The organism is Acidaminococcus hominis (assembly GCF_022484025.1).
GTDB lineage: Bacteria > Bacillota > Negativicutes > Acidaminococcales > Acidaminococcaceae > Acidaminococcus > Acidaminococcus hominis.
Map to the genome: position 1 here is coordinate 304,311 of NZ_JAKVMG010000001.1, position 22,648 is coordinate 326,958.

Annotated in this window: 21 protein-coding genes and 1 other RNA gene; 21 read left to right on the plus strand and 1 reads right to left on the minus strand. The window is 51.1% G+C overall.

All coding sequences use genetic code 11. From position 1 onward, the window contains the following. Window positions 1-42 precede the first annotated feature (42 nt). From miaB to LKE88_RS01560, 21 genes are all read left to right on the plus strand, one after another. The gene (miaB, locus tag LKE88_RS01460) at window positions 43-1,371 is read left to right on the plus strand and encodes a tRNA (N6-isopentenyl adenosine(37)-C2)-methylthiotransferase MiaB (protein ID WP_423767617.1); all 1,329 of its coding nucleotides are present in this window, start codon (window positions 43-45) and stop codon (window positions 1,369-1,371) included. Next, window positions 1,368-3,977: a DNA mismatch repair protein MutS gene (gene mutS, locus LKE88_RS01465; protein ID WP_276802482.1), complete on the plus strand. Its 2,610-nt coding sequence runs from the start codon at window positions 1,368-1,370 to the stop codon at window positions 3,975-3,977. Before miaB ends, mutS begins: the two co-directional genes overlap by 4 nt. Beyond that, window positions 3,974-5,914, plus strand: coding sequence for a DNA mismatch repair endonuclease MutL (mutL, locus tag LKE88_RS01470; protein WP_276802483.1), 1,941 nt, complete (start codon window positions 3,974-3,976; stop codon window positions 5,912-5,914). The genes mutS and mutL overlap by 4 nt, the downstream gene beginning before the upstream one ends. Window positions 5,915-5,924: 10 nt before the next feature. Then, window positions 5,925-6,707: a class I SAM-dependent methyltransferase gene (locus LKE88_RS01475; RefSeq protein WP_276802485.1), complete on the plus strand. Its 783-nt coding sequence runs from the start codon at window positions 5,925-5,927 to the stop codon at window positions 6,705-6,707. Beyond that, complete coding sequence (gene miaA / locus LKE88_RS01480) at window positions 6,697-7,629, plus strand: tRNA (adenosine(37)-N6)-dimethylallyltransferase MiaA (protein ID WP_270440601.1); 933 nt, start codon at window positions 6,697-6,699, stop codon at window positions 7,627-7,629. The genes LKE88_RS01475 and miaA overlap by 11 nt, the downstream gene beginning before the upstream one ends. Before the next feature lie 15 nt (window positions 7,630-7,644). Further along, window positions 7,645-7,896 (plus strand): RNA chaperone Hfq, encoded by a 252-nt coding sequence (gene hfq / locus LKE88_RS01485; RefSeq protein WP_105325640.1) that lies wholly within the window; start codon window positions 7,645-7,647, stop codon window positions 7,894-7,896. After that, window positions 7,889-8,794: a site-specific tyrosine recombinase XerD gene (xerD, locus tag LKE88_RS01490; RefSeq protein ID WP_199614435.1), complete on the plus strand. Its 906-nt coding sequence runs from the start codon at window positions 7,889-7,891 to the stop codon at window positions 8,792-8,794. Before hfq ends, xerD begins: the two co-directional genes overlap by 8 nt. 10 nt (window positions 8,795-8,804) lie before the next feature. Next, complete coding sequence (locus LKE88_RS01495; RefSeq protein WP_105325638.1) at window positions 8,805-9,776, plus strand: divergent polysaccharide deacetylase family protein; 972 nt, start codon at window positions 8,805-8,807, stop codon at window positions 9,774-9,776. 12 nt (window positions 9,777-9,788) lie between these two features. Then, window positions 9,789-10,649: a zinc metalloprotease HtpX gene (gene htpX, locus LKE88_RS01500; RefSeq protein ID WP_276802488.1), complete on the plus strand. Its 861-nt coding sequence runs from the start codon at window positions 9,789-9,791 to the stop codon at window positions 10,647-10,649. Between the two features lie 173 nt (window positions 10,650-10,822). Then, entirely contained in the window at window positions 10,823-12,043 is a 1,221-nt protein-coding gene (locus LKE88_RS01505; RefSeq protein WP_276802489.1) for a sodium/glutamate symporter, read from the plus strand. Window positions 12,044-12,632: 589 nt separating this feature from the next. Further along, window positions 12,633-13,343 carry an anaerobic ribonucleoside-triphosphate reductase activating protein gene (locus LKE88_RS01510; protein ID WP_270440612.1) on the plus strand — a complete coding sequence of 237 codons (711 nt, stop codon included), beginning with the start codon at window positions 12,633-12,635 and terminating at the stop codon, window positions 13,341-13,343. A gap of 384 nt (window positions 13,344-13,727) precedes the next feature. Continuing rightward, window positions 13,728-16,112 carry a ribonucleoside triphosphate reductase gene (locus LKE88_RS01515; RefSeq protein ID WP_118286684.1) on the plus strand — a complete coding sequence of 795 codons (2,385 nt, stop codon included), beginning with the start codon at window positions 13,728-13,730 and terminating at the stop codon, window positions 16,110-16,112. A gap of 121 nt (window positions 16,113-16,233) precedes the next feature. After that, window positions 16,234-16,580: a transfer-messenger RNA gene (gene ssrA / locus LKE88_RS01520) on the plus strand. 579 nt (window positions 16,581-17,159) lie between these two features. Continuing rightward, the gene (locus tag LKE88_RS01525; RefSeq protein ID WP_105325633.1) at window positions 17,160-17,390 is read left to right on the plus strand and encodes a hypothetical protein; all 231 of its coding nucleotides are present in this window, start codon (window positions 17,160-17,162) and stop codon (window positions 17,388-17,390) included. Between the two features lie 361 nt (window positions 17,391-17,751). Then, complete coding sequence (locus tag LKE88_RS01530) at window positions 17,752-18,015, plus strand: hypothetical protein (RefSeq protein WP_105325632.1); 264 nt, start codon at window positions 17,752-17,754, stop codon at window positions 18,013-18,015. Window positions 18,016-18,142: 127 nt separating this feature from the next. Continuing rightward, the gene (locus LKE88_RS01535) at window positions 18,143-18,406 is read left to right on the plus strand and encodes a hypothetical protein (RefSeq protein ID WP_105325631.1); all 264 of its coding nucleotides are present in this window, start codon (window positions 18,143-18,145) and stop codon (window positions 18,404-18,406) included. A 249-nt stretch (window positions 18,407-18,655) separates the two neighbouring features. Beyond that, window positions 18,656-18,964: a hypothetical protein gene (locus tag LKE88_RS01540; RefSeq protein ID WP_270440619.1), complete on the plus strand. Its 309-nt coding sequence runs from the start codon at window positions 18,656-18,658 to the stop codon at window positions 18,962-18,964. Window positions 18,965-19,011: 47 nt separating this feature from the next. After that, on the plus strand, window positions 19,012-19,395 hold the full coding sequence (locus tag LKE88_RS01545; RefSeq protein WP_105325629.1) for a hypothetical protein: 384 nt from the start codon (window positions 19,012-19,014) through the stop codon (window positions 19,393-19,395). A gap of 120 nt (window positions 19,396-19,515) precedes the next feature. Next, window positions 19,516-19,713: a helix-turn-helix domain-containing protein gene (locus LKE88_RS01550; protein ID WP_105325628.1), complete on the plus strand. Its 198-nt coding sequence runs from the start codon at window positions 19,516-19,518 to the stop codon at window positions 19,711-19,713. 663 nt (window positions 19,714-20,376) lie between these two features. Then, entirely contained in the window at window positions 20,377-21,249 is an 873-nt protein-coding gene (locus tag LKE88_RS01555; RefSeq protein WP_231085844.1) for an ATP-grasp domain-containing protein, read from the plus strand. A gap of 155 nt (window positions 21,250-21,404) precedes the next feature. Further along, window positions 21,405-21,674 (plus strand): hypothetical protein, encoded by a 270-nt coding sequence (locus LKE88_RS01560; protein WP_105325626.1) that lies wholly within the window; start codon window positions 21,405-21,407, stop codon window positions 21,672-21,674. Window positions 21,675-21,803: 129 nt separating this feature from the next. Here LKE88_RS01560 and LKE88_RS01565 read toward each other — a convergent pair whose 3' ends face one another. Then, entirely contained in the window at window positions 21,804-22,448 is a 645-nt protein-coding gene (locus LKE88_RS01565; RefSeq protein ID WP_105325625.1) for a lactate utilization protein, read from the minus strand. Window positions 22,449-22,648 lie beyond the last annotated feature (200 nt).

Here is a 22,648-nt window from a genome sequence, read left to right on the forward strand (position 1 = left end):
AATAAAATATCACGATTAAATTAGAGGAGAACCTGCATGACCATGAATAAAACGTATACCATTCTCAATTACGGCTGCCAGATGAATGAAAGCGATTCTGAGCATTACGCCGGGCAATTGTCCGACCTGGGCTATCATTATACAGAAGACTTTCATGAAGCAGACGTGATTCTGATCAACACCTGCTGTGTCCGGGAAAGTGCAGAGAAGAAGATCCTGGGAAAAATCGGCGAGATGAAGGCCGTAAAGGCCAAGGATCCCCACAAGGTGCTCTGCGTCACAGGCTGCATGGCCCAAAAGGATGGGGAAGACTTTCTCAAGACCTATCCCCAGGTGGACCTGCTCATCGGCACGGCCCATGTGAACAAATTCAAGGCCATTTTGCAGGAATATCTGGCGGAAAAGAACCGGAAAGCAGGTATCTACAACGACCTGACTATTATGCCCCAGGAGTTTGAAGGCCATTTTGTCCGGAAAAGCGAATACGCGGCCTGGGTGCCCATTATGTACGGCTGCAACAACTTCTGCACCTACTGCATCGTACCTTATGTTCGGGGCCGGGAACGGAGCCGCAGTGCGGAAGCCATCTGTGAGGAAATCAGAAAGGCCGTAGCCCTGGGCTACAGGGAATTTACCCTTTTGGGCCAGAACGTAAACTCCTATGGCAAGGACCGGGGTGAGGCCAATGCCTTTGCCCAGCTGCTGCGCCAGGTGGACCGGATTCCCGGAGTGGAACGGGTCCGCTATATGACCAGCCATCCCCGTGATATGAGCGAGGAACTGATCAAGGCTGTGGCCGAAAGCCGCCACGTGTGCAAGCATTTCCATATTCCCGTGCAAAGCGGCAGCACCCGGATTATGCAGGCCATGAACCGGGGCTATACCCGGGAATCCTACCTGGAACTGGTGCGGCGCATCCGCAGCTATGTACCCAATGCGGTGCTGACCACGGACATTATTGTGGGGTTCCCCGGGGAAACGGAAGAGGACTTTGCCCAGACTATGAGCCTCTTTGACGAAGTCCGCTACGATGCAGCCTACACCTTCATCTATTCCAAGCGGTCCGGAACGCCGGCTGCTGCCATGGAAGACCAGGTGCCGGAAGCGGTGAAGAAGGACCGGCTGAACCGGCTGATGGAGCTGCAAAACAAACACAGACTGAAACACAACCAAGAACTGGTGGGGAAGACCCTGCCCATTATGGTGGAGGGTCTAAGCCATAACAACAAACAAATGTGGAGCGGCCGTACGGACGGCAACAAGCTGGTGCTGTGGCCCGTAGGGGATAGAATTTTCAACCCCGGGGACGTGGTGCCGGTGACCATTGAAAAAGCCCAAACCTGGCTGCTCAAAGGACGTGCAGAATTATGACCACTTATACACCCATGGTCCAGCAGTATCTGAAAATCAAGGAAGAACATCAGGGCGAGCTGCTGTTCTTCCGCCTGGGTGACTTTTACGAACTGTTTTTTGACGATGCCATTACGGCGTCCCGGGAACTGAACCTGACCCTGACCAAACGGGCCGGGGGCAGTGATGCCATGCCCATGTGCGGCGTGCCTTTCCATTCCGTGGACAGCTACCTGGCCAAATTGATCAAAAAAGGCTACAAGATTGCCATTTGCGACCAGATGGAAGACCCGAAAAAAGCCGTTGGCATTGTAAAACGGGAGGTCACCAAGATTCTGACACCGGGAACGGTGCTCAGTGATGCGGTGCTGGAAGAAAATCATAACCAATACCTGGCCTGCCTGACCCAGGACCAGGACAACTATTGTTTGGCCTTTGCAGACGTTTCCACTGGGGAATGTGCCTGGTATATTGCCGGGGGCAAGAACCGGGAGGAAGCGGTGCTGGACCAGCTGTACCGGCTGCAGCCGGCTGAACTGGTGCTGACGGAAGACAATGAAGCCTTCCAGTCCCTGCTGGACAAGCTCCAGCAGAAGCTGCCGGACTGTATGCTGAACCATTTTGACCCGGCGCCGGGGCTGGATTATTTCAGTCAGCATTTCGGCAGCGACAACCCGGCCCTGAAGCGCCCCTTGGTGCACCGGACCGTGGAAGCCATGCTGCAATATATCCACGGAAATGTAAAAAGCGACCTGGCCCAAATCAACCAGCTTCAGGAGATTACCACGGACCAGGTGATGGCGCTTGATGCCACTGCCATCCGTAACCTGGAACTGGTGAAGAATATGCGGGACGGCTCCCGGCATGGGACCCTTTTGGATGTGCTGGACTATACCCAGACTGCCATGGGAGCCCGGCAGCTGCGCCAGTGGGTGGAAGCTCCCCTTCTTGACGTGGCAAAAATCCGCCAGCGCCAGCAGGCCATCGGCACCCTGGTGGAAGATGTGAAGTTCCGGAACGGGTTGGGGGATAGCCTGAAGGAAATCACCGACCTGGAACGGATTCTTTCCCGGCTGGAAGTGGGTTCTGCCAATGCCCGGGATATGGCGGCGCTGAGAGCGGCCCTTAGGGAATTGCCCCAAATTAAAAAATGGCTGGGAACCCACCCGGACGGCCTTTTGAGGGTCCTGAACCGGCGCATTGCTCTCCACAGCGATATTCTGGACGTACTGGAACGGGGCATTGTGGACGAGCCGCCTTTTTCCCTGCGGGACGGCGGCATGATCCGTACGGGTTTTAATGCTGAGCTGGACGAACTCCACGACATTGCGGAAAACAACAATGCCTGGATGCAGAATTTCGAGCAGAAAATCAAGGAAGAAACCGGCATCCGGACACTGAAGGTAGGGTTCAACAAGGTGTTCGGCTACTATATCGAAGTGTCCAAGGGCATGGTTTCCCAGGTGCCGGACAACTTCGTCCGGAAGCAGACCCTGGTCAACGGGGAACGGTACATTGTGCCGGAGCTGAAGGAATTTGAAAACAAGATTCTCAGCGCCAAGGAAAAAATCCAGCAGCTGGAATACTACCTGTTCAACGAGATTCGCCAGGAGATTCGGGACCACCTGGTGGAAATCCAGGAAACGGCCCGGGCCATTGGGGAACTGGACGTGCTGTATTCCCTTGCCATGGCAGCCTTTAAGGGCAGCTATGTGTGCCCCCGGCTCAACGACCGGCAGGAAATCCAGATTAAGGACGGCCGGCATCCGGTGGTGGAAAAACTGCTGGAACGGGAGCTGTTTGTGCCCAACGACGTGCACCTGAACAACACCGATGAGCGGCTGATTATCCTGACGGGCCCCAACATGGCCGGTAAATCCACCTATATGCGCCAGGTGGCACTGCTGACTTTGATGGCCCAAATGGGCAGCTTTATTCCCGCCCGGGAGGCGGATATCTGCCCGGTGGACCGTATCTTTACCCGGGTAGGGGCCAGCGACGACCTGGCCACCGGCCAGAGCACCTTTATGGTGGAAATGAACGAAGTGGCCAATATTCTGAAGTACGCTACCAGCCGCAGCCTGATTATCCTGGACGAAGTAGGCCGGGGTACCAGCACCTACGACGGCATGAGCATTGCCCGGGCGGTGGTGGAATTCATTAACGAAAAGATTAAGGCCAAAACCTTGTTCGCCACCCATTACCACGAACTGATTGAACTGGAAGACCAGGAAGCGGGCATCAAGAACTACTCCGTAGCGGTAAAGGAAAAGGGCCGGGAGGTCCTGTTCCTGCGCCGGATTGTGCCGGGGGGCACGGACCGGAGCTACGGGATTCATGTAGCCAAGCTGGCAGGGCTGCCGGATGCGGTGGTAAAGCGGGCGGATGAACTGCTGGCAGAATACGCCAAGAGCGGGCTGCCCACGGCGGCGCCTGCTCCCAGTAAGACCAAAGCAGCCCCTGAGCCTGCCCCTGCCCAGCAGGCGGCGGAGCCCAGTTTGTTTGGGGACGCCCTGCGGGAAACCCTGTGCAGCCTGGATGTAATGACCATGACGCCCCTGGAGGCGCTTAATACACTCTATAAGCTTCAGGAAGAAGCCAAACGGGAGGGAGGTAAAACCTATTGAGCAAAAAAATAAATCTGTTGGACCAAACCACTTCCAACCAGATTGCTGCCGGTGAAGTAGTAGAAAAGCCGGCTTCGGTAGTAAAGGAACTGGTGGAAAACGCACTGGACGCTGGGGCGGACCAGATTGACGTGACCATATTTGCTGGCGGCACGGAATTTATCCGGGTCAAGGACAATGGCTCCGGCATGGACGAGGAAAATGCCCGGATGGCTGTGTTGCGTCATGCTACCAGTAAAATTCTCAAAGCGGATGATTTGCTGACCCTGCATACCTTGGGCTTTCGGGGGGAAGCCCTGCCCAGCATTGCGTCCGTTTCCCATTTTTCTCTGCTCACCCGGGAGCCCGGTGCCGAATTTGGCACCTCGCTGACCCTGGACGGAGGAGAAAATATGGAGGTAGAGCCCATGGGCTGTGATGTGGGCACCACCATAACGGTAAAGGACCTGTTCTACAATGTGCCCGCTCGGCGGAAATTCCTCCGGACGGTAAACACCGAAGGCCGCTATATCTCCGAAGTGATTACCCACATGGCCCTGTCCCGGCCGGATGTGCATTTTACCTTGACCCATAATGACAAGGAAGTGATCAACACCCCGGGCAGCGGGGACGTGGCAGATACCATCAGTGCCCTGTACGGTGGGGAAGTGACCAAGCAGCTGCTGACCGTGGACCATGAGCAGGACGGCATCCAGGTAAAGGGCTATATCAGCCGGCCTACGCTGCTTAAAGGAACCCGGACCTGGCAGACCCTGTTTGTCAACGGCCGCTCCATCAACAACCGGATGGTCAGCAAGGCCATTGACCACGCCTACCAGTCCCAAATTCCCAAGGCAGGCTTTCCGTTTGCCGTGCTGAATATCCTGGTGGATACCCATAGTATCGATATCAACGTCCATCCCCAAAAAAGTGAAATCAAGTTTGGGGACGAGTCGGCGGTGTACCGGGCCGTATACCATGCCCTGTGCAAGGCGCTGACCCAGCCCATGGCCGGACGGCCGGAAGCAGGAAATACCCTGGCGGCAGCCATGCCGGCGTTAGCCGAGGAACCCCAGCCAGCCCATGTGGGCCTGGTGAAGGAAGAAGCTCCGCTGTTTACCGGGGGAGACCGGGGACGGGAAGGCCGGAACCAGTCCTTTGGCAGCAGCACCTTTGCTTCTAGTTCCTTCCCCAAGAACCCGGCTTTTGGCCAGCAGGTGTGGAAAACGCCGGACGTGACCCAGGAGGAACGGGAAAATCTTTATGCGGCCCAGCGTCGGGACGAGTATGCAACCAATAGCAGCCAGCCCCTTCCCAGCGCCTACGAAGCACCTTTGGCCCAAAGCCAGGGAGAGCCCGGGGAAGCACTGCCCCAAGGGACTTCCGGCGTGGACGTCATCTGGCCCCTGGGCCAGGTGGACCGGGTATTTATCATCGCCCAGTCGGAAACGGCTTTGTACCTGATTGACCAGCACGCTGCCCATGAGCGGATTATGTACGACCGGTTTATTCGGCAGCAGCAGGAAATTCCCAGCCAGCAGCTCCTGATTCCCCTGTTTCTCAACGTTACCAAACAGGATGTGGATGCAGTGGAAGAATACCGGGAAGAATTTCTGAAGCTGGGGGTGGATGCGGAGCCCGCTGGGGAAACGGTACTCCGGGTGTCCGCCCTGCCCGCCGATGTGGAAGGCAGCCAGGCGGAGGGCTTTATCGACGATATTTTGAAGCTTCTGTCGGAAAACAAAACCATCCGGCCCAGCGACCTGCGGGAGGAAGTGCTGCATTACGCCGCCTGCCACAGCGCCATCCGGGCGGGAGAAATCCTGAATATCCGGCAGATGCGCCAGGTAATCCTGGAACTGCTCAATACGGAGCACCCCTTTACCTGTCCCCATGGACGGCCCTGCATGATCAAACTGACCAGCCAGGAGCTGTACCATATGTTCAAACGGACGTAAGGAGGCAGCTGTGGACTATGCAGTAACAGTGGGCCGCAAAGGCGGCACGGACCAGGTGCTGGAAGCCCAGGCCTGGGCCAAAGAGCTGCACCTGCCCTTCCTGGAGAGGGAAGGGGGCCTGGAAGAAATGCTCCGCCGGTACGGGCTGAAGGCCTTATTGGCAGCCACCCGGCTGGGACCCCAGGTGTATACGGAGCAGGGGGTTATGCGCTACCATCCCGGCATGGCCATGCTCCGCATCAAAGTGATTAAAAGAGGGGAGCCGGACCATCTGGCGCGAGCCTGCCAGTTAAAGCCCGGAGATCGGTTCTTTGATGGGACTCTGGGCCTGGGGGCGGACGCAGCGGTGGCGTCCTTTTTGGTAGGACCTACCGGGTATGTGCTGGGAACGGAGGCTTCCCCGGTTATCTACAAAATGACCTCCCTGGGTCTTAAAAACTACAGTGAAGGAGAATCTGACTTTTTGGCAGCCCTGCGGCGGATAGAGGTACGTCACGGTATTACGAAAGAACTTTTGCGGCAGCTGCCGGACAATTCTTTTACGGTGGTGTACCTGGACCCCATGTTCCAGCGGCCGGTGGAGGGTTCCTCCAGCATGACTTCCCTGCGGCCAGCTTCCTACAAGCACCCTTTGGACCGGGAAATCGTGGAGGAGGCTCTGCGGGTGGCACCTCGGGTAGTGATCAAGGAGCGCTTCCGGGAAGTATTGGAAAACCTGGGTGCCCAGGAAATCCAGGGCGGCCGCTACAGCAAGGTAAAATACGGAATTGTCAGGAGGAATCATGGAAACTAAACCCAAGGTGATTGTTATCACCGGCCCTACGGCTACCGGCAAAAGCCACTGTGGCATCCGTTTAGCCCAGGAGCTGGATGGAGAAATCATTTCCGGGGATTCCATGTGCGTTTTCCACCGGATGAATGTAGCTACGGCTAAGCCTACGCCGGAAGAACTGGCCCTGGTGCCCCACCATCTTATTGATATTTTGGAACCCAATGAAAAATATTCGGTGGTGGATTTTCAGCAGCAGGCCGATGCCCTGATTAGAGATTGCCAGGCCAGGGGCAAGATGCCCATTATTGTAGGGGGAACTGGGCTCTACATCAAGGCACTGCTGGAGAAGTACGAATTTTCTTCGGTGGATGAATCTGCCAAGCTACGCCGGGAATTAGAGGAGTTTGCCGAACATAACGGCAATGCAGCCCTTTACCAGCGCTTAAAAGAACTTGATCCACAAGCCGCTGCACAATTGAAGATTAACGACAGAAGGCGTATAATAAGAAGTGTAGAAACCATACTGGGCGGAGACAGGGTTTCGGTGGAAAGGGCCCCGGAAAGCCCCTATGAAGCCGCTGTCTATGGCTTGATTATGCCCAGGGAAATTTTGTACCAGCGGATTAACCGCCGGGTTGACATCATGGTGGAACAGGGTTTGTTTGAGGAAACCAAGGCACTTCTGGAGGAAGGCGTCGAGGGGGATGCCCAATCTATGAAGAGCATTGGCTACAGACAGGTCCTGCGCTATTTTGATGGGGAGTGGAGCAGGCAGGAATGCATTGACAAAATCAAGCAGGCCACCCGCAACTTTGCCAAACGGCAGATTACCTGGTACAAGAAAATGCCCTATATCCATTGGTTTGAACTGACAGAACCACCCTGTTATGAGGCTTGCATCAAAGAAATGATGGAGGACTTGCACCAAAAGAACTTTTACTAAGGGGAGTAAAGAATTATGACAACAACCACCAGCAAACCGCTAAATTTACAGGACAGCTTTTTGAACAAAGTCAGAAGTGAGAAACGGTCCATTGTGATCTATCTGCTGAACGGCTTTCAAGTAAGAGGAAAAGTATGGGGATTTGACAACTTTACTGTCATCATGGAGTCCGAGGGAAAACAGCAGCTGATCTATAAGCACGCTATTTCTACCATCGCACCCTTGGAGGCAGAACCTGTCTTAGTCCTAAAAAAAGGAAATGATTAGGGTGACACTAAAAAACAAGCTGGAAAAAGAGATCGAAACCTTTCTGGACTATCTGACCGTAGAGTTGGGGCTCTCGGTAAATACCAGAGAGTCCTACGGCAGAGATTTGCGCCTGTTTGCAACCTGGACCAAGAAAAGCCTCTCGGAAATTACCCGGGATGATATCGTCCAATATTTGCAGGTGCTGAAAGCTGAAAACTATGCAGCTACTTCTTCCGCCCGGAAACTGGCCGCCCTGAAGTCGTTTTTCCGTTTTATGGTAACGGAAGGCTACATCAAGGATGACCCGTCGGAAGTGGTAGAGGCTGGCAGCCGCGGTATGTTGCTGCCCAAGGTCCTGAGCCTGGACGAAGTAAAGCGTTTGTTTGCCCAGCCCAACCTGAGCCAAAACGAGGGCTTTCGGGACCGGACCATGCTGGAGGTCATGTACGCCACCGGCATGCGGGTCACAGAATTGCTGAGCCTGACGGTCTCCAGCGTAAATCTGCAGACCCATTACGTCATTGCCTATGGCAAGGGCTCTAAGGAACGGCTTATTCCTTTGGGGAAATATGCTGTGTCCTATTTGGAAGAGTACATCAACCGGGTGCGTCCTCATTTTCTGAAGGCGGGCCGGGAATGTGATCTGCTGTTTCTGACGGTGCGGGGTACCGGCATGACGCGGCAGCGTTTCTGGCAGATCATCAAAACCTACGGGCAGCAGGCTGGCATCAACAAGTCCCTGACGCCCCATATCCTGCGCCACTCCTTTGCCACCCATATGCTGGACAACGGAGCGGATCTGCGTACGGTGCAGGAACTTCTGGGACATGCGGATATTTCCACTACCCAGATTTATACCCATTTGACCAACAACCGCCTGAAGGCTGTGTACGACAAGGCACACCCCAGAGCGTAAAGGACAGATTATGAAAAAAAGAGCCACCAGAAGAAGCCAGCGGGGGAAACGGGGTCCCTTCCGCTGGCTGCTGGGACTGGCCGTATGTGCCGTCCTGGTGGGAATGGTGTATGCAGCCACAGGGCGAGGAACGGAGACGGTTCCTGGCTCTGCGGCCAAAACCATTACCGATACCGTGAAAAAGAATCTGCACCCGTCAGAGAAAACCCCGGAAACCAAAACCGAAAAACCACCGGCCAAGAAGACGGAGCCCCAGCAAAAGGCTTCGCCTTCTTCCGCTACAAGGGAGGAAGGTCCCCTGGCAGCGCTGTCCGGTCAAAAATATCACGGGAAACTGGCCGTCATTATCGACGACTGCGGCTACGCCCTGGATCCGGTACGGACCCTGACCAGCCTGCCTTTTCCGTTTAGTTATGCCGTGATTCCCTTTAAACCCAACAGCAGTGAGGCCCTGTCCATCATTAAGGGCAGCGGGCACATTGCCATGCTGCACCTGCCCATGGAACCTGTCAGCGGCGGCAGTTCTGAGACCCGGGCTGTACGGGTGGGGATGACCGCTGAACAAATCCAAAATTATACCCGCGAAGCCATCGACAGCCTGCCAGGAATCCAGGGGGTCAACAACCACCAGGGTTCCAAAGCCACCTCCGATGGGCCTACCATTCGGGCGGCGCTGAAGGTTATTGGCGGGGACGGCCTGTTCTTTGTGGACAGCCGGACCATCAGTACTTCGGTGGCAGAAAAAATTGCCCGGCAGGAAGGGATTCTTACGGGGCATAATAGTATGTTCCTGGATAACAGCAGCGATATTGCGGCCATTCAGGAGCGAATTGCGGAAGCCATCAAAGACGCGGACCGCTACGGAGCCATGATTGTCATCTGCCACGCCCGCCCCAACACGGCGGAGGCCTGGCGGCGCAGCGAAGCCGCAGTAAAGACTTCCGGCATTACCCTGGTCCCGGTAACGGACCTTTTGCAATAGGAGGAATCTGCAATGCTGAAAACGACCCTGCTCATGGGCTTTCTGACAGCCCTGATGCTTTTGATTGGTGATTATGTGGGAGGAACCAGCGGCATGACCTTTATGCTGGCTTTTTCCCTGTTGTCCAACGTACTGATGTATTGGTTCAGTGACAAAATGGTCATTGCCCAGTATCGGGCCAAACCGGTGGACGCCCAAAGTGCCCCCATGCTCTACGGCATTGTAGCCCGTTTGGCTGAGCGGGCTGGACTGCCCATGCCCAAAGTGTACGTGGTGGATACGGCTCTGCCCAACGCCTTTGCTACCGGCCGAAACCCGGAACACGCAGCGGTCTGCGTGACCACGGGCCTAATGGAAACCCTGGAACCCCGGGAAATCGCCGGCGTTCTGGGCCACGAAATGAGCCATGTCAAACACAACGATATCCTGATCAGCACCATTGCGGCCGGCATGGCCGGGGTGATTTCCCTGCTGGCCCGTTTTGCCTATTGGTTCGGCGGCAGCCGGGACGATGACCGGAGAAACCCGCTGGGGGCCATCCTGATTCTGGTGCTGACACCTTTGGCAGCAGCCATTATCCAACTGGCCATTTCCCGGACCCGGGAATATATGGCGGACCATACCGGGGGTGAGCTCTGCGGAGATCCTGACGCCCTGGCGGACGCCCTGGAAAAGATTGACGGCTACGCCTATATGCGTACCATGCCCCGGGCTACGGAAGCTACAGCCCATATGTTTATTATCTCGCCTTTTAGTGCCCGGGATGCCAAGGCCCTGTTCAGCACCCATCCGTCCACGGAGCAAAGAATCCAGCGGCTGCGGGCAGAAGCGGAAGAAATGAAACAAAAGGGCCAGATTGATCCCATTGTTTGAAAAGTACACCATTACAGAATCATTAAGAAAAAATTATAGGTGCAAATCTTCTGATAATTGCATTGAAATTTCATATGCAACATGATACAATAACCCTCAAGAGAAAGTCATGCAACTGGAGCGCTACATGATTTTCCAAAGAGGGTTTTTATTATTAGAGGGGGTATTATTTTATGGGACCTATGGTAATCAAATTATCCATGTTCCACACACTGGCTTTGGCTGTATTGTCTATCTGGTTTGGTAACTGGCTGAGAAGCAAGTTCTCCATCCTGAAGAAATATTGTCTGCCCGGTGCTGTAGTAGGCGGTACGATTTTTGCAATCATTTCTTTGGCACTGTATGAATTTGGCGTTTGTGAACTGAACTTCGATTACAAAGTAGCCAACAACCTGTTCTACTGTATCTTCTTCGCGGCTTCCGGTGCTGCAGCAAGCTTGTCCCTGCTGAAAACCGGTGGTAAGTATGTTGTCCTGTTCTGCATTTCCGCAGCCGTCCTGGCAGCCCTGCAGAACGCTCTGGCCATTGGCCTGGGCCAAGTTCTGCACGTTCCGCCGCTGATTTCTATGATGACCGGTTCCATTCCTATGACCGGTGGTCACGGCAACGCTGCTGCTTTTGCTCCGGTAGCTGTTAACATGGGCGCTCCGGCTGCCCTGGAAGTAGCTATTGCAGCTGCTACCTTCGGCCTGATTTCCGGTTCCATCATCGGTGGTCCGTTCGGCCGTTTCATTATCAGAAGACATCACCTGGAAGATCCTTCCCAAGATGGTAAGGGCCTGTCTGCTGAAGAAACTGGTAATGCTACTGGTTTAGCCATCTACAAAGGGGACGTTATTCAAGCTATGTTCCTGATGATGCTGGCTCTGGGCGTTGGTGACGTTTTCATGGTAATCCTGAAACACTTCTCCATCAACTTCCCGATTCACGTATGCTGCATGTTGGGTGGTATTCTGGTACGTCTGTACTACGATTCCAAACCTGGCAACCATGACCGTCTGTACGAAGGCATTGACACCGTCAGCGACTTCTCCCTGGGTCTGTTCGTAGCTATGTCCATCATCTCCATGAAACTGTGGCAGCTGTCCGGTTTGGGCCTGCAGCTGTTCATCCTGTGCATGGCACAAGCTGTGTTCATCATCTTCTACTGCTACCTGGTAGACTTCCCGCTGATGGGCAAGGATTACGATGCAGCTATCATCTCCGTTGGCCATACTGGTTTCGGTCTGGGCGCTGTGCCTGTATCCATGACCACCATGACCACCGTCTGCGATACCTACAGATACTCCAAACTGGCATTCTTCGTAGTGCCCGTTATCGGCGGTTTCTTGAGCAATATCACCAACGCAGTGATCATCACCTGGTTCCTGAACTTTGCTCACGGCCTGATGTAATCTGGCCAGTTTCGCAGTCTTGGGTTTGCTCCAGAAGGCCTGCCAAGCAGCCATTCCGGTTTTCCGGAATGGCTGCTTTTTTACGTTGGAACCTGGGGAGAAGGGGAAGCCGGCAGTAAACTGCACAGGCTGGGTATTTGTCTGGAGGGTTCCCCGGGGGCGCGCCAGGTACTTTCGCGGGGCCGGGAATGGGAGACGTTTGGCTGGGCTGCGGGAGTGCCTGGCAGGTGACCCGCGCGGCTTTTTTGCAAACCACAAATTATGATTGAATTACTTAATGAATGAATATTCCAAAAATACCGACATAGAAAAATAATTATGCATATTGTATTATGTACACAAGATTGCTAGCTTGTAGAACTATAAGAAAAACTGAGGATTTCGGAAAAGCTGCAGCAAAGGGTCCGATTTGTGGTATCATAGGGAAGGTTATGTGCCGGAACTGGCAATGTGGTCCGGCACAGTATTAAACAACGGGCGAAGGGCTTTCCTGTCTGGGCAGGAGCCTTTTGCCAAAGCAGCGCGGCAGGCTGGGCTGGACTTAGGCCCGTCTGACACGCAGCAGGAAATTTTGAAGGAGGCATGGCATATGTTCATTGCGGGCTGGCAAAAACTCAGTCTGGTGGATTATCCGGATAAGGTGGCTTGCACCCTGTTTACCGGCGGCTGCAACCTGAGATGCCCCTATTGCCACAATAGTGAGCTTCTGGACGCCCAAATCCCGGCCCTTCATATCCCAGATATCCTGGAGTATTTAAGAAAGCGACAGGGCATTTTGGACGGTGTGGTGGTTTCCGGGGGAGAACCCTGTATGCAGCCGGACCTGGCAGATTTTTTGGGAGAGCTGAAACAACTGGGGTATCTGACCAAACTGGATACCAATGGCTGCTATCCAGCGGTGCTGCAGGAACTGCTGGACAAAAAGCTGGTAGACTACGTGGCCATGGACATCAAGAATTCTCCCCAGGGCTATGCTGCAGCCAGTGGGGTGGAGCAGGTGCCCTTGGACCTGATTTGGCAGAGCCTGCGGCTGCTCTTTTCTCATAAAACGGCCTTTGAGCTGCGTACCACCACTGTGGCACAGCTGCATACCAAGGAACGGTTTCAGGAACTGCAGAAGGCGTTTTTGCCCCTGGTAGAGGCCTACGGCAGGAAGATTCCCGCCTACTACCTCCAGGCCTTCCAGGACCGGGATACGGTACCCTTTGCCGGCCTTTCTGCTCCCACCAAAGAAGAACTGGAAGCCTATGCGCAATTGCTGCGGCCGGTGGCGGACAAGGTGGCACTCCGGGGCGTTTAGCAGGAACCTGGCGGAGCAGCTGGCGGACAACCGCTGGCTGCTTGACTTTTGTGAAATTATTTTTAGACAGCGAATATTTGTTTATGCTGCTTGGACAGGTGTTTTTGAAAAAATTCGGAAAATTTTCCTCTTGACACAAGATACAGGTCAAGAGGAACGCAAAATTTCTTTTTTCCAGGGACCTGACCTTACACTCAGAACGGGAGAGAACCCATGTACTGGGGCTTTGGGAGATTTCCGTGAAAAATTGTTAAAAAGCGTAAACATACTATATATAGTATTTATTAAAATAAACAATACATCATATTGACAACACCCGGGAAACGGGGTAGAATAAACAAGCACACAGAAATTGCGAAATCGAAATGAAAGAGGGAATCAGCCATGTATTCGGTGGTAAAAAGGGATGGCAAAATCGTAGACTTCGAAATTGCCAAAATCAGTAAGGCAATTACAAAGGCCTTTGAGGCACTGCATAAGAACTATCATCCCAGTATTATCAATATGATGGCTCTGCAGGTGACAGCTGACTTTGACCCTAAGATCAAAAACGACCTGATTGGTGTGGAAAGCATCCAGGACAGCGTGGAAAAAATCCTGTCCGATGCGGGCTATGCTGATGTGGCCAAGGCGTATATCCTGTACCGGAAACAAAGAGAACAGGTTCGCAACGTGAACTCCGCTTTGCTGAACTACAAGGACCTGGTGGACAACTACCTGAAAGTCAACGACTGGCGGGTAAAGGAAAATTCCACTGTGACCTATTCTGTAGGCGGTCTGATCCTGTCCAACTCCGGTGCCATTACAGCCAACTATTGGCTCAACGAAATTTATGACAAGGAAGTGGCGGATGCCCACAAGAGCGCTGCCATGCACATCCACGACCTGTCCATGCTCACCGGCTACTGCGCCGGCTGGAGCCTGAAACAGCTGATCCAGGAAGGCCTGGGCGGCATCCCCGGCAAGATTACTTCTTCCCCGGCCAGCCACCTGTCCACCCTGTGCAACCAGATGGTAAACTTCCTGGGGATTATGCAGAATGAATGGGCAGGAGCCCAGGCGTTCTCTTCCTTTGACACCTACCTGGCACCCTTTGTAAAAGTGGACCACCTGTCCTACAAAGAAGTGAAGCAATGCATCCAATCCTTTATTTACGGCGTGAACACTCCCTCCCGGTGGGGCACCCAGTCACCGTTCTCCAACATTACTCTGGACTGGACGGTTCCCGAGGACCTGAAGGACGTGCCGGCCATTGTAGGCGGCAAAGAATGCGACTTTACCTACGGCGACTGCAAAGCCGAAATGGATATGGTCAACAAGGCCTTTATCGAAAACATGATTGAAGGGGACGCCAACGGCCGCGGCTTCCAGTATCCCATTCCCACGTACTCCATCACCAAGGACTTTGACTGGAGCGACACGGAAAACAACCGGCTGCTGTTTGAAATGACCGCCAAATACGGTACCCCGTACTTCTCCAACTATATCAACTCCGACATGAAACCCAGCGACGTCCGCAGCATGTGCTGCCGTCTGCGCCTGGACCTGCGGGAACTGAGAAAGAAGTCCGGCGGCTTCTTCGGTTCCGGGGAATCCACCGGTTCCGTAGGGGTTGTCACCATCAACCTGCCCCGGATTGCCTACCTGGCCAAGGACGAAAAGGACTTCTATGGCCGTCTGGACCATATGATGGATATTGCCGCCCGGAGCCTGAAAACCAAGAGAACGGTCATCACCAAACTCCTGGAGGCCGGCCTGTACCCCTATACCAAACGGTACCTGGGCACCTTCAACAACCACTTCTCCACCATTGGCCTGATTGGTATGAACGAAGTAGGCCTGAACGCCAACTGGCTCCGGAAAGACCTGACCCATCCGGAAACCCAGAAGTTTGCCAAGGAAGTGCTGCTGCACATGCGGGAGCGCCTGAGAGACTACCAGGAACAGTACGGCGACCTGTACAACCTGGAAGCAACCCCGGCAGAATCCACCACCTATCGGCTGGCCAAGCATGACAAGGAACAATATCCTGACATCATTACCGCCAACGAACACGGTACCCCGTACTATACCAACTCTTCCCACCTGCCTGTGGGCTACACCGAAGATATCTTCTCCGCCCTGGACGTCCAGGATGAACTGCAGACCCTGTACACTTCCGGTACCGTTTTCCACGCCTTCTTGGGCGAGAAACTGCCGGATTGGAAATCCTCTGCCGCCCTTGTGAAGAAGATTGCCGAAAACTACAAGCTGCCCTATTTCACCCTGTCTCCTACCTATTCCATCTGCAAGGAGCACGGCTATTTGGACGGCGAGCAATACACCTGCCCGTACTGCGGCGGAAAAACCGAAGTCTACAGCCGGATCACCGGGTACTATCGGCCGATTCAGAACTGGAACGACGGCAAGGTACAGGAATTCAAGGACCGGAAGGTTTATGACCTGGCCCATTCCTACCTGCACAAAGCAGAACCCAGTAAGGCAGAACGCCCTGTATTTATGGTAAAGGAAGAACAGGCTCCCAGCACGGCCCAAAGCAACTGGATTCTCTTTGGTACCCATACCTGCCCCAACTGCAAGCGGGCGGTACAGGAACTGAAAGCCAAGGGAGCTGATTTCCGGGAAATCTTCGCGGAAGAACATCCTGAACTGGCAGAGAAATACCAGGTGCAAAGCGCACCCACCTTGCTGGTAAAGAGCGGCGAGGAACTGTCCAAGATTGAAGGCTTTGGCCCCATTCGGGCATTCCTGCAAAAACAAAGCCAGTAAACTTAACTAGGAATGGAAGAAGACCTGCTGCGGCAGGTCTTCTTTTAGACTGGGCAGGGAATTTTATCAGCTTTACAAAATAGGAAATTCCCTGCTATAATAAATTGTTACAAATACCCTTGGGGATGTACCGGTTTCGACGGGGGTAGATGTGGTGTGATAAGCGAGCTGGGATTCCATCAACCCCATTAAACGGTGGAAACGCGTTATAAACGCAGACGATTCTTACGCTTTAGCAGCTTAAATGCTAACGTCTCCCTTCTTCATTCCTGCTGAAGAAGAGCAGACGACACTTGCAGGATACCCATGGACCAATTCTCGGAGGCCTGTGGGGAAACCCATCGAGATAGCAGCTGATTAGCCCGCCGTTAGGCGATGAGGCTGCGAAATAAAGTATGACGGATGCGCTCGGAGAAAGTTGCATGACAATGCTTTCGGACAGGGGTTCGACTCCCCTCATCTCCACCATCTTTCGGATTGAAACCGTGACGGTTTAGCAAGAACCGCAGCAAGCCTGAATAAGGCTGGCTGCGGTTCTTTTTTGTTTGCGGAAAAGGGGCGCGGAGGAGTATCCTGCCAAAAGTGCACATATTTTGCACACAGGCCATTTCAGGTTTCCCTCAAAAAGTGGAATTGCACACAGCTTGCTGCAGGAACTGACCGTTCTTTTACCCATACTTTCTGCTATACTGATATTAGAAGAGCAAAGAGAAGAAAGTTTATAAGTTCACTAGCACTGCAACAACCAGGGCACAGCAATCAACTGAGGAGCAGTCAAAGGCAGAATATAATCTCTGTAAAGGAGCTGATGCCAACTGGAAAAATTTAAAAGATCGACAGGAGTCGATGTTTAGGAACACGGTTTTTTGAATTCAAGAGATGAATATACTAAAGAAGAAATTGAAGACCATAAAAGTGACAATAGAACAACACAAGAAAGACTGCTTCCAAAAGGGTGAGATATATCGGCAATGAGAATAAAGAAATTGTTGGAAAAACAACAAGATAATTGGCCGATGAGGAAAGAAAGGAGGGTGTGGATATATTATGAACAGCCAAATCTTAAAAGATAGAATCAGTTCTTTATTTACACACGTACTCTTTGATTACAAGGGTATTCATTGTGGGGTAGACCCATTTTCAGCACATGAATTCGACGTGTGGTATGGTGATAAATACGAAACAATGAAAAGCATTGAGGAAGTTATGAACAAACCATTTTTTGATGGTAAAAGCCTGTCGGAAATATCTTCAGAAATAGAAAATGTTGAGTTATAGAGGCTGTGAAAAAATGAAAATAAACTTCCTCAGTCAGCCGTGCTGGCTGATAACTCCTTAGCAGTTCACCGTATCCAAAGCAGCTACGCACCAAGGTAATTTCTCTTTGGACGGCTGTTGTATGGCTCACATTAGACAAGAGCCTTGTAGTCCCCTGTTATGCTCTAGGATGTGAGCGAAATACTGAAGGGGCCAATTCGTACCCATAAGGTTTCCAGTGTTTATCAATAATAGCACTATAGTTCAGTCAGTAGTTGACCAGCAGGGGCTGTTTTACATATTAGAACTCGATTTATCAATGAAGTGGCATCAGCTATAGTTCACAAGGCCGATATAATCTTTATTGGAAGGAGGGATTTCGATGTCTGTACTGAAGTATTGGAATAAACGAATACCGGAGATTGAAAAATATTGTGCCGAACATCATCTTTCCGTCAAAAAATTTAGAGCCGCAAGAAAGTGTTTTGGGCCAGATGATTATTGCGTTCTTGCTGATACTCCTCCCAATTACGATGTGAATGCTCCCCTGCCTCCTGCATTGATTGTTAGAAGTCAAGGTGATGCGTTGACTTTTGAGCAGACCGAGTATACGCAGAAAACTTTGGGCAATGATGATGAAGACTAAAAATGGAGTGAAGGGTGCTGCAACCATTATTTCGGCGGCAGCGTCGCTGCTGGGCAGGTAAAAGCACTTCTGTTTTGGCAGGGTACGCTTTATGCCTGTATAAAATTTATGAGAAGGGATGATTTCGATGTCAGATGTTAAGTATTGGGAAAAACGAATACCGGAGATTGAAAAATATTGTGCCGAACATCATCTTTCCGTCAAAAAATTTAGAGCAGCAAGAAAGAGTTTTGGACCAGATGATTATTTCGTTCTTGCTGATACCCCTCCAAATTACGATCTGAATGCCCCCCTGCCTATTGCCTTGATTGTTATAAGTCAGGGTGATGCGTTGACTTTTGAGCAGACCGAGTATACGCAGAAAACTTTGGGCTATGACGATGAAGACTAAGAACGGATTTAACGTGTGCCATAATCGTTATCTCGGCGGCAGCGTTGTTGCCAGGCAGCTAAAAGCTCTTCTGTTTTGGCAGAGTACTTTTTAATACCGCAGGCGAAAAAGATTGTGTTTCATTGATTCTGCATGTATTGGAGTAATAAAATCTGATGCCTATTTATTTGCCCTTCATTGGTACAGAAATGCTAATATGAAATTCAATGTTTGATTTAAATCAAAAGTATTAAGAGAAGGTGATGTGCCGTGAAGAAAAAAATTGTTGGAAAAGTGCGTTATGTAGGTCCGGATTTAGGTGTTACTTTATTAAAATCTAATGTGATTTATGATGTGGTAGGAATTGAACCACCTTTCATTCGCGTAATTGATGAGTCAGAGGAAGATTATCTTTACTACATGTTAAGGCCGCAATCCCTTGATAAAGAAGGACTGTACGGGAAATTTGAAATCGTGGAAGATGAAGACGGACTACTTGCAGAGGCAATGGCTAGACAAGAAAAAATAAAAAAAGAGTATTTGAAAACGCACCCGCCTTTAGTGAGAGAAGAAAAATAAGCTGACGATTTTTATAGATGAAGTATAAAAATTAGTTAATAATTTCCATGGAATTGAATAAATTTTGCATAGTAATAACGGAGGATAGAATCGAAGAGGTTATAGAAGACACGGTAGTAGGTAGTTTGCCTTACATAACAACGAGAAGCAGGAACAAAAGGGTTTACAATTTACTACCCAAAGACAGAAACTCATGTCGTATCAAGGCGGGTGGAACGATAATGAAAAACATATATGAATATTTAGGCCGAAACGTGGAAATAATCGACGTGGACGAAAAGAGTTGGAAAGGTCACGTGTCCGGTTACTATCCAGCTGGTGAAATAGAAGATGATGAAGATGAATTTATAGTTTTAGACGTACCAGGAATTGAAAATAAGGGATTCACTTTTTACCCTTCTGAAATAAAATCAATAAGAGAGCTTGATTAAGCCCCTATTTCGGGTAATTGTTGCAGTAGCTGTTGTTGCTTATACTGCGCGGGAACCATTTGACGATATGCCTGCAAACGGGCATAATAAGAGCATAGATACATTTTGGGGGTGAATGGAATGTTGCTGGATGAGGTGATGACAGCTGCGGAAGCAGCGGAAATTTGGGGAAAATCTCCTGTTACGGTGCAGCAGGCATGTACGGGGTATAAAGGAAATGCTCCCCGGTTTTTGCCAACCGAAGCCAGAAAGGCTGGCCGGATTTGGCTGGTGACCCGGGAAGGAATGAACCGGCTGTATGGTGAACCGAAGAAATAAGCAACAAGAAGGGAGTCCCTGCGAGGGGCTCCTTTTTTGTTTGGTTCAAATTGTACTGGGCAGCCGGGAAGAAAACGACAGCAAAACTTCTGGGAGCTTTTTTGACCAGGACATCTGCTATACTGAAGGGAGAAGAAAAACTGGAGGGATTTTAAAAACTGCAAACGTTTTACAGTGTGGCTAGCTGTGAAAGAATCAGATCTTATTCAAGAGGCAAGGTCTTGTTTATGTTTCCAATATGTAAATGTATGACGTGCAAACATTATGCTGTTTATCCAAGGGAAGACATGATAGGCCGTCCTTATTGTGATGCTTTTCCTGAGGGAATCCCTAAGAAAATTTGGTGGGAAGAAATAAAGCACGATAAGCCGTATCCTGGTGATAATGGCTTGCGGTATGATGCTGCTTATGAATATACACGGCAAAAGCGTAATGGCAATAGGGCTTAGGGTGATTACGGGCTGTGGTATGAATCGTATGAGGAGGGGGGAGAAACATGGACAAATATATTTCTTATCTGGCACTGGCAATATCTCTGATTGCACTGGCTTTGGCAATTTTGAAGTAAAGACAGGAGGGATTTGATACTTTGCCAAGAAGCGACAAAATCTGTATAGCGCAGGCACCGAATGCAGGAGGTTTTATATAAGAAAAAAGGTAGTGATGGCGTTGGTGAGTATGCTTATTTTTCCTTCCAGTTATTTTGACCCTAAGAAAGTAGATGAGGAATTGCGAGAGGAGTACCTGGCAGCATTGGGTACTGGATTGTTTCGAGCGACTTTATTTGGGTATGATGCCTGGTTTGAGGAAGGCAGACTGATTCTATCCACTGCTCCCGCAGAGCTTACAAGGGCGGTTTACAGGGGGTGGATGATGAAACCGGAGCAATATGAAAAATTTTATAACCTGCTGCTGAAGGAGAATATCCAATTAATTACCAGTCCGGAACAATATAAGTTGCTGCATACTTTTCCCAATGTGTATCCATACGTGGAGGCAGATACAGCGAAAATGCTGATTTATCCACTTCATGCGGAGATTCCAGTGGCTGAGCTTCAGAAACAGTTCTCCCGCTTCATGGTGAAAGACTATGTGAAGTCAGTTAAGGGAACAAAGTTCCCCAAATATTTTGATGCAGCGGTAACTCAGCAGGAGTTTGATTATTGGATGGGAGAATTTTACAAGTACCGGGGAGACCTGCTGACAGGCGGTATCTGTATTAAAGAGTACCTCCCGCTAAAACGGTATGAAAATCATACAAACGAATATCGAGTGTTTTACATCAACCATATACCGGCATCAATCAGTCGCAATTCGGGCCAAGGAACAGCTACCCCAAGGCCTCCGCAGAAGCTGATTGACCACTATCGCAGGCTGGGCAGCAATTACTACACCGTGGATTATGCCGAGTTAGAAGATGGAAATTGGAAAATTCTTGAGACTGGGGACGGCGGCGTTTCCGGACTACCGGATTCTGTAGACTATGAAACATATTACAAGACGCTATATGAGTGTCTTAATGGCTGCTCTACATAAGGTGGAACATGTGATTGCTTCAAAAAGAAATGTGGATGTAGGGTAGGTATGGGGATTGGGGAATCGGCTTTTTCTATAAAAATTTATTTTAAACCTGAAATTTCCAGGCTTGAAATAAACGAAATGGTATTTTAGACAATTTGGAGGCGAGAGAAATGGGTAAAAACAGCAGCAGAGCGAAAGCGTTGATTGAGGACCTGAAGGATTATAATCCGAGACTCTTAAAAGAGCTGAAACATCCCCAGGCCAGTCTGGAGAAATTCCTTGACGATGTGGAAGAACGGGAACAGGAGACCCTGGAAATCCTGAAACGGGACATTCCGGAAGGGCTGGACGAGCAGGAGTATGCGCGGGAACTGAATTGGAGACGGCAGCAGGCGCAAGAACTGGCCAACGAAGAGATAAACAGCCTTCTGAGGGGCTAATTTTGGGTAAAAGCCGGCGCCTTGTGAGACCCCGGGAAAAAGCGGAAAATCAGGAAGTCTCCAATTCACCAAGCTGGAAAATCAAAAAAGGCTGCCCAAGTACGGACAGCCTTTTATAGGATTTTGGCTTCAATAGCCCAGATTTTCTCCTACCAGAATCACTTTGATCCGGCCTTTGGGGCCGCCGTTGCGGCGGGTGTGGACCAACTGGTTGCAGATGCTGTCGGGGCTCAGGCAATCGGCACACATGCCATTGACCAGACAGGGTGTTTTGATGGCAAAGCGCTGGGTGTTGATGGGGGCAGCCACAGAACGGGCCCGGGCAATGGCGGCTTCCAGGGTGGGGGCAAATTTATTCATGCCCAAAATGACCAGAACCTGGTTGGGACCAAAACACAGGGCGGCTACCCGGTTGCCGTTGTTGTCCACGTTAAACAGCTGGCCGTCTTCGGTGGCGGCGTTGCTGCCCATAATGTAGGTGTCGCAGAGCAGGGCCTGGCGCATCAGCTCCCATTTTTCCGCAGGATTTTTGGCGGTATCCCGGTCAATCACCTTGTTGTGGGCCTTTACGTAGTCAAGCAGGCCGATTTGGGTGGCAGAAACGGTGCCGCCCCAGGAAACCACATCCGTGGCTGGAATCAGAGAAATGGCCTTGGACAGAGCTTCTTCCTGGGTGGGACAGTAATAGGCTGCAAAGCCCCGTTTTTCAAAATTCTTGGCCACCACAGGGCCCTTTTTGTCATACATGGTATGCATAGTATCAGAACGATCCATTTGAACTCCCCCTTTATAAGATGGATTGTAGCAGAGTGGGGGGCGTAGGGGCAACTGGAAGGCAGTAGAATTTTCAGCATTTTTTTAGATTGTACTTTCTATGTATGAAATGTTACATTTTATTCCAAAAAGCTTCCCGTAGGGGATTATTTTTGGAAAATGGTTCTCCGGGGTTGACAATATTTTCTCCCGTGGTATAA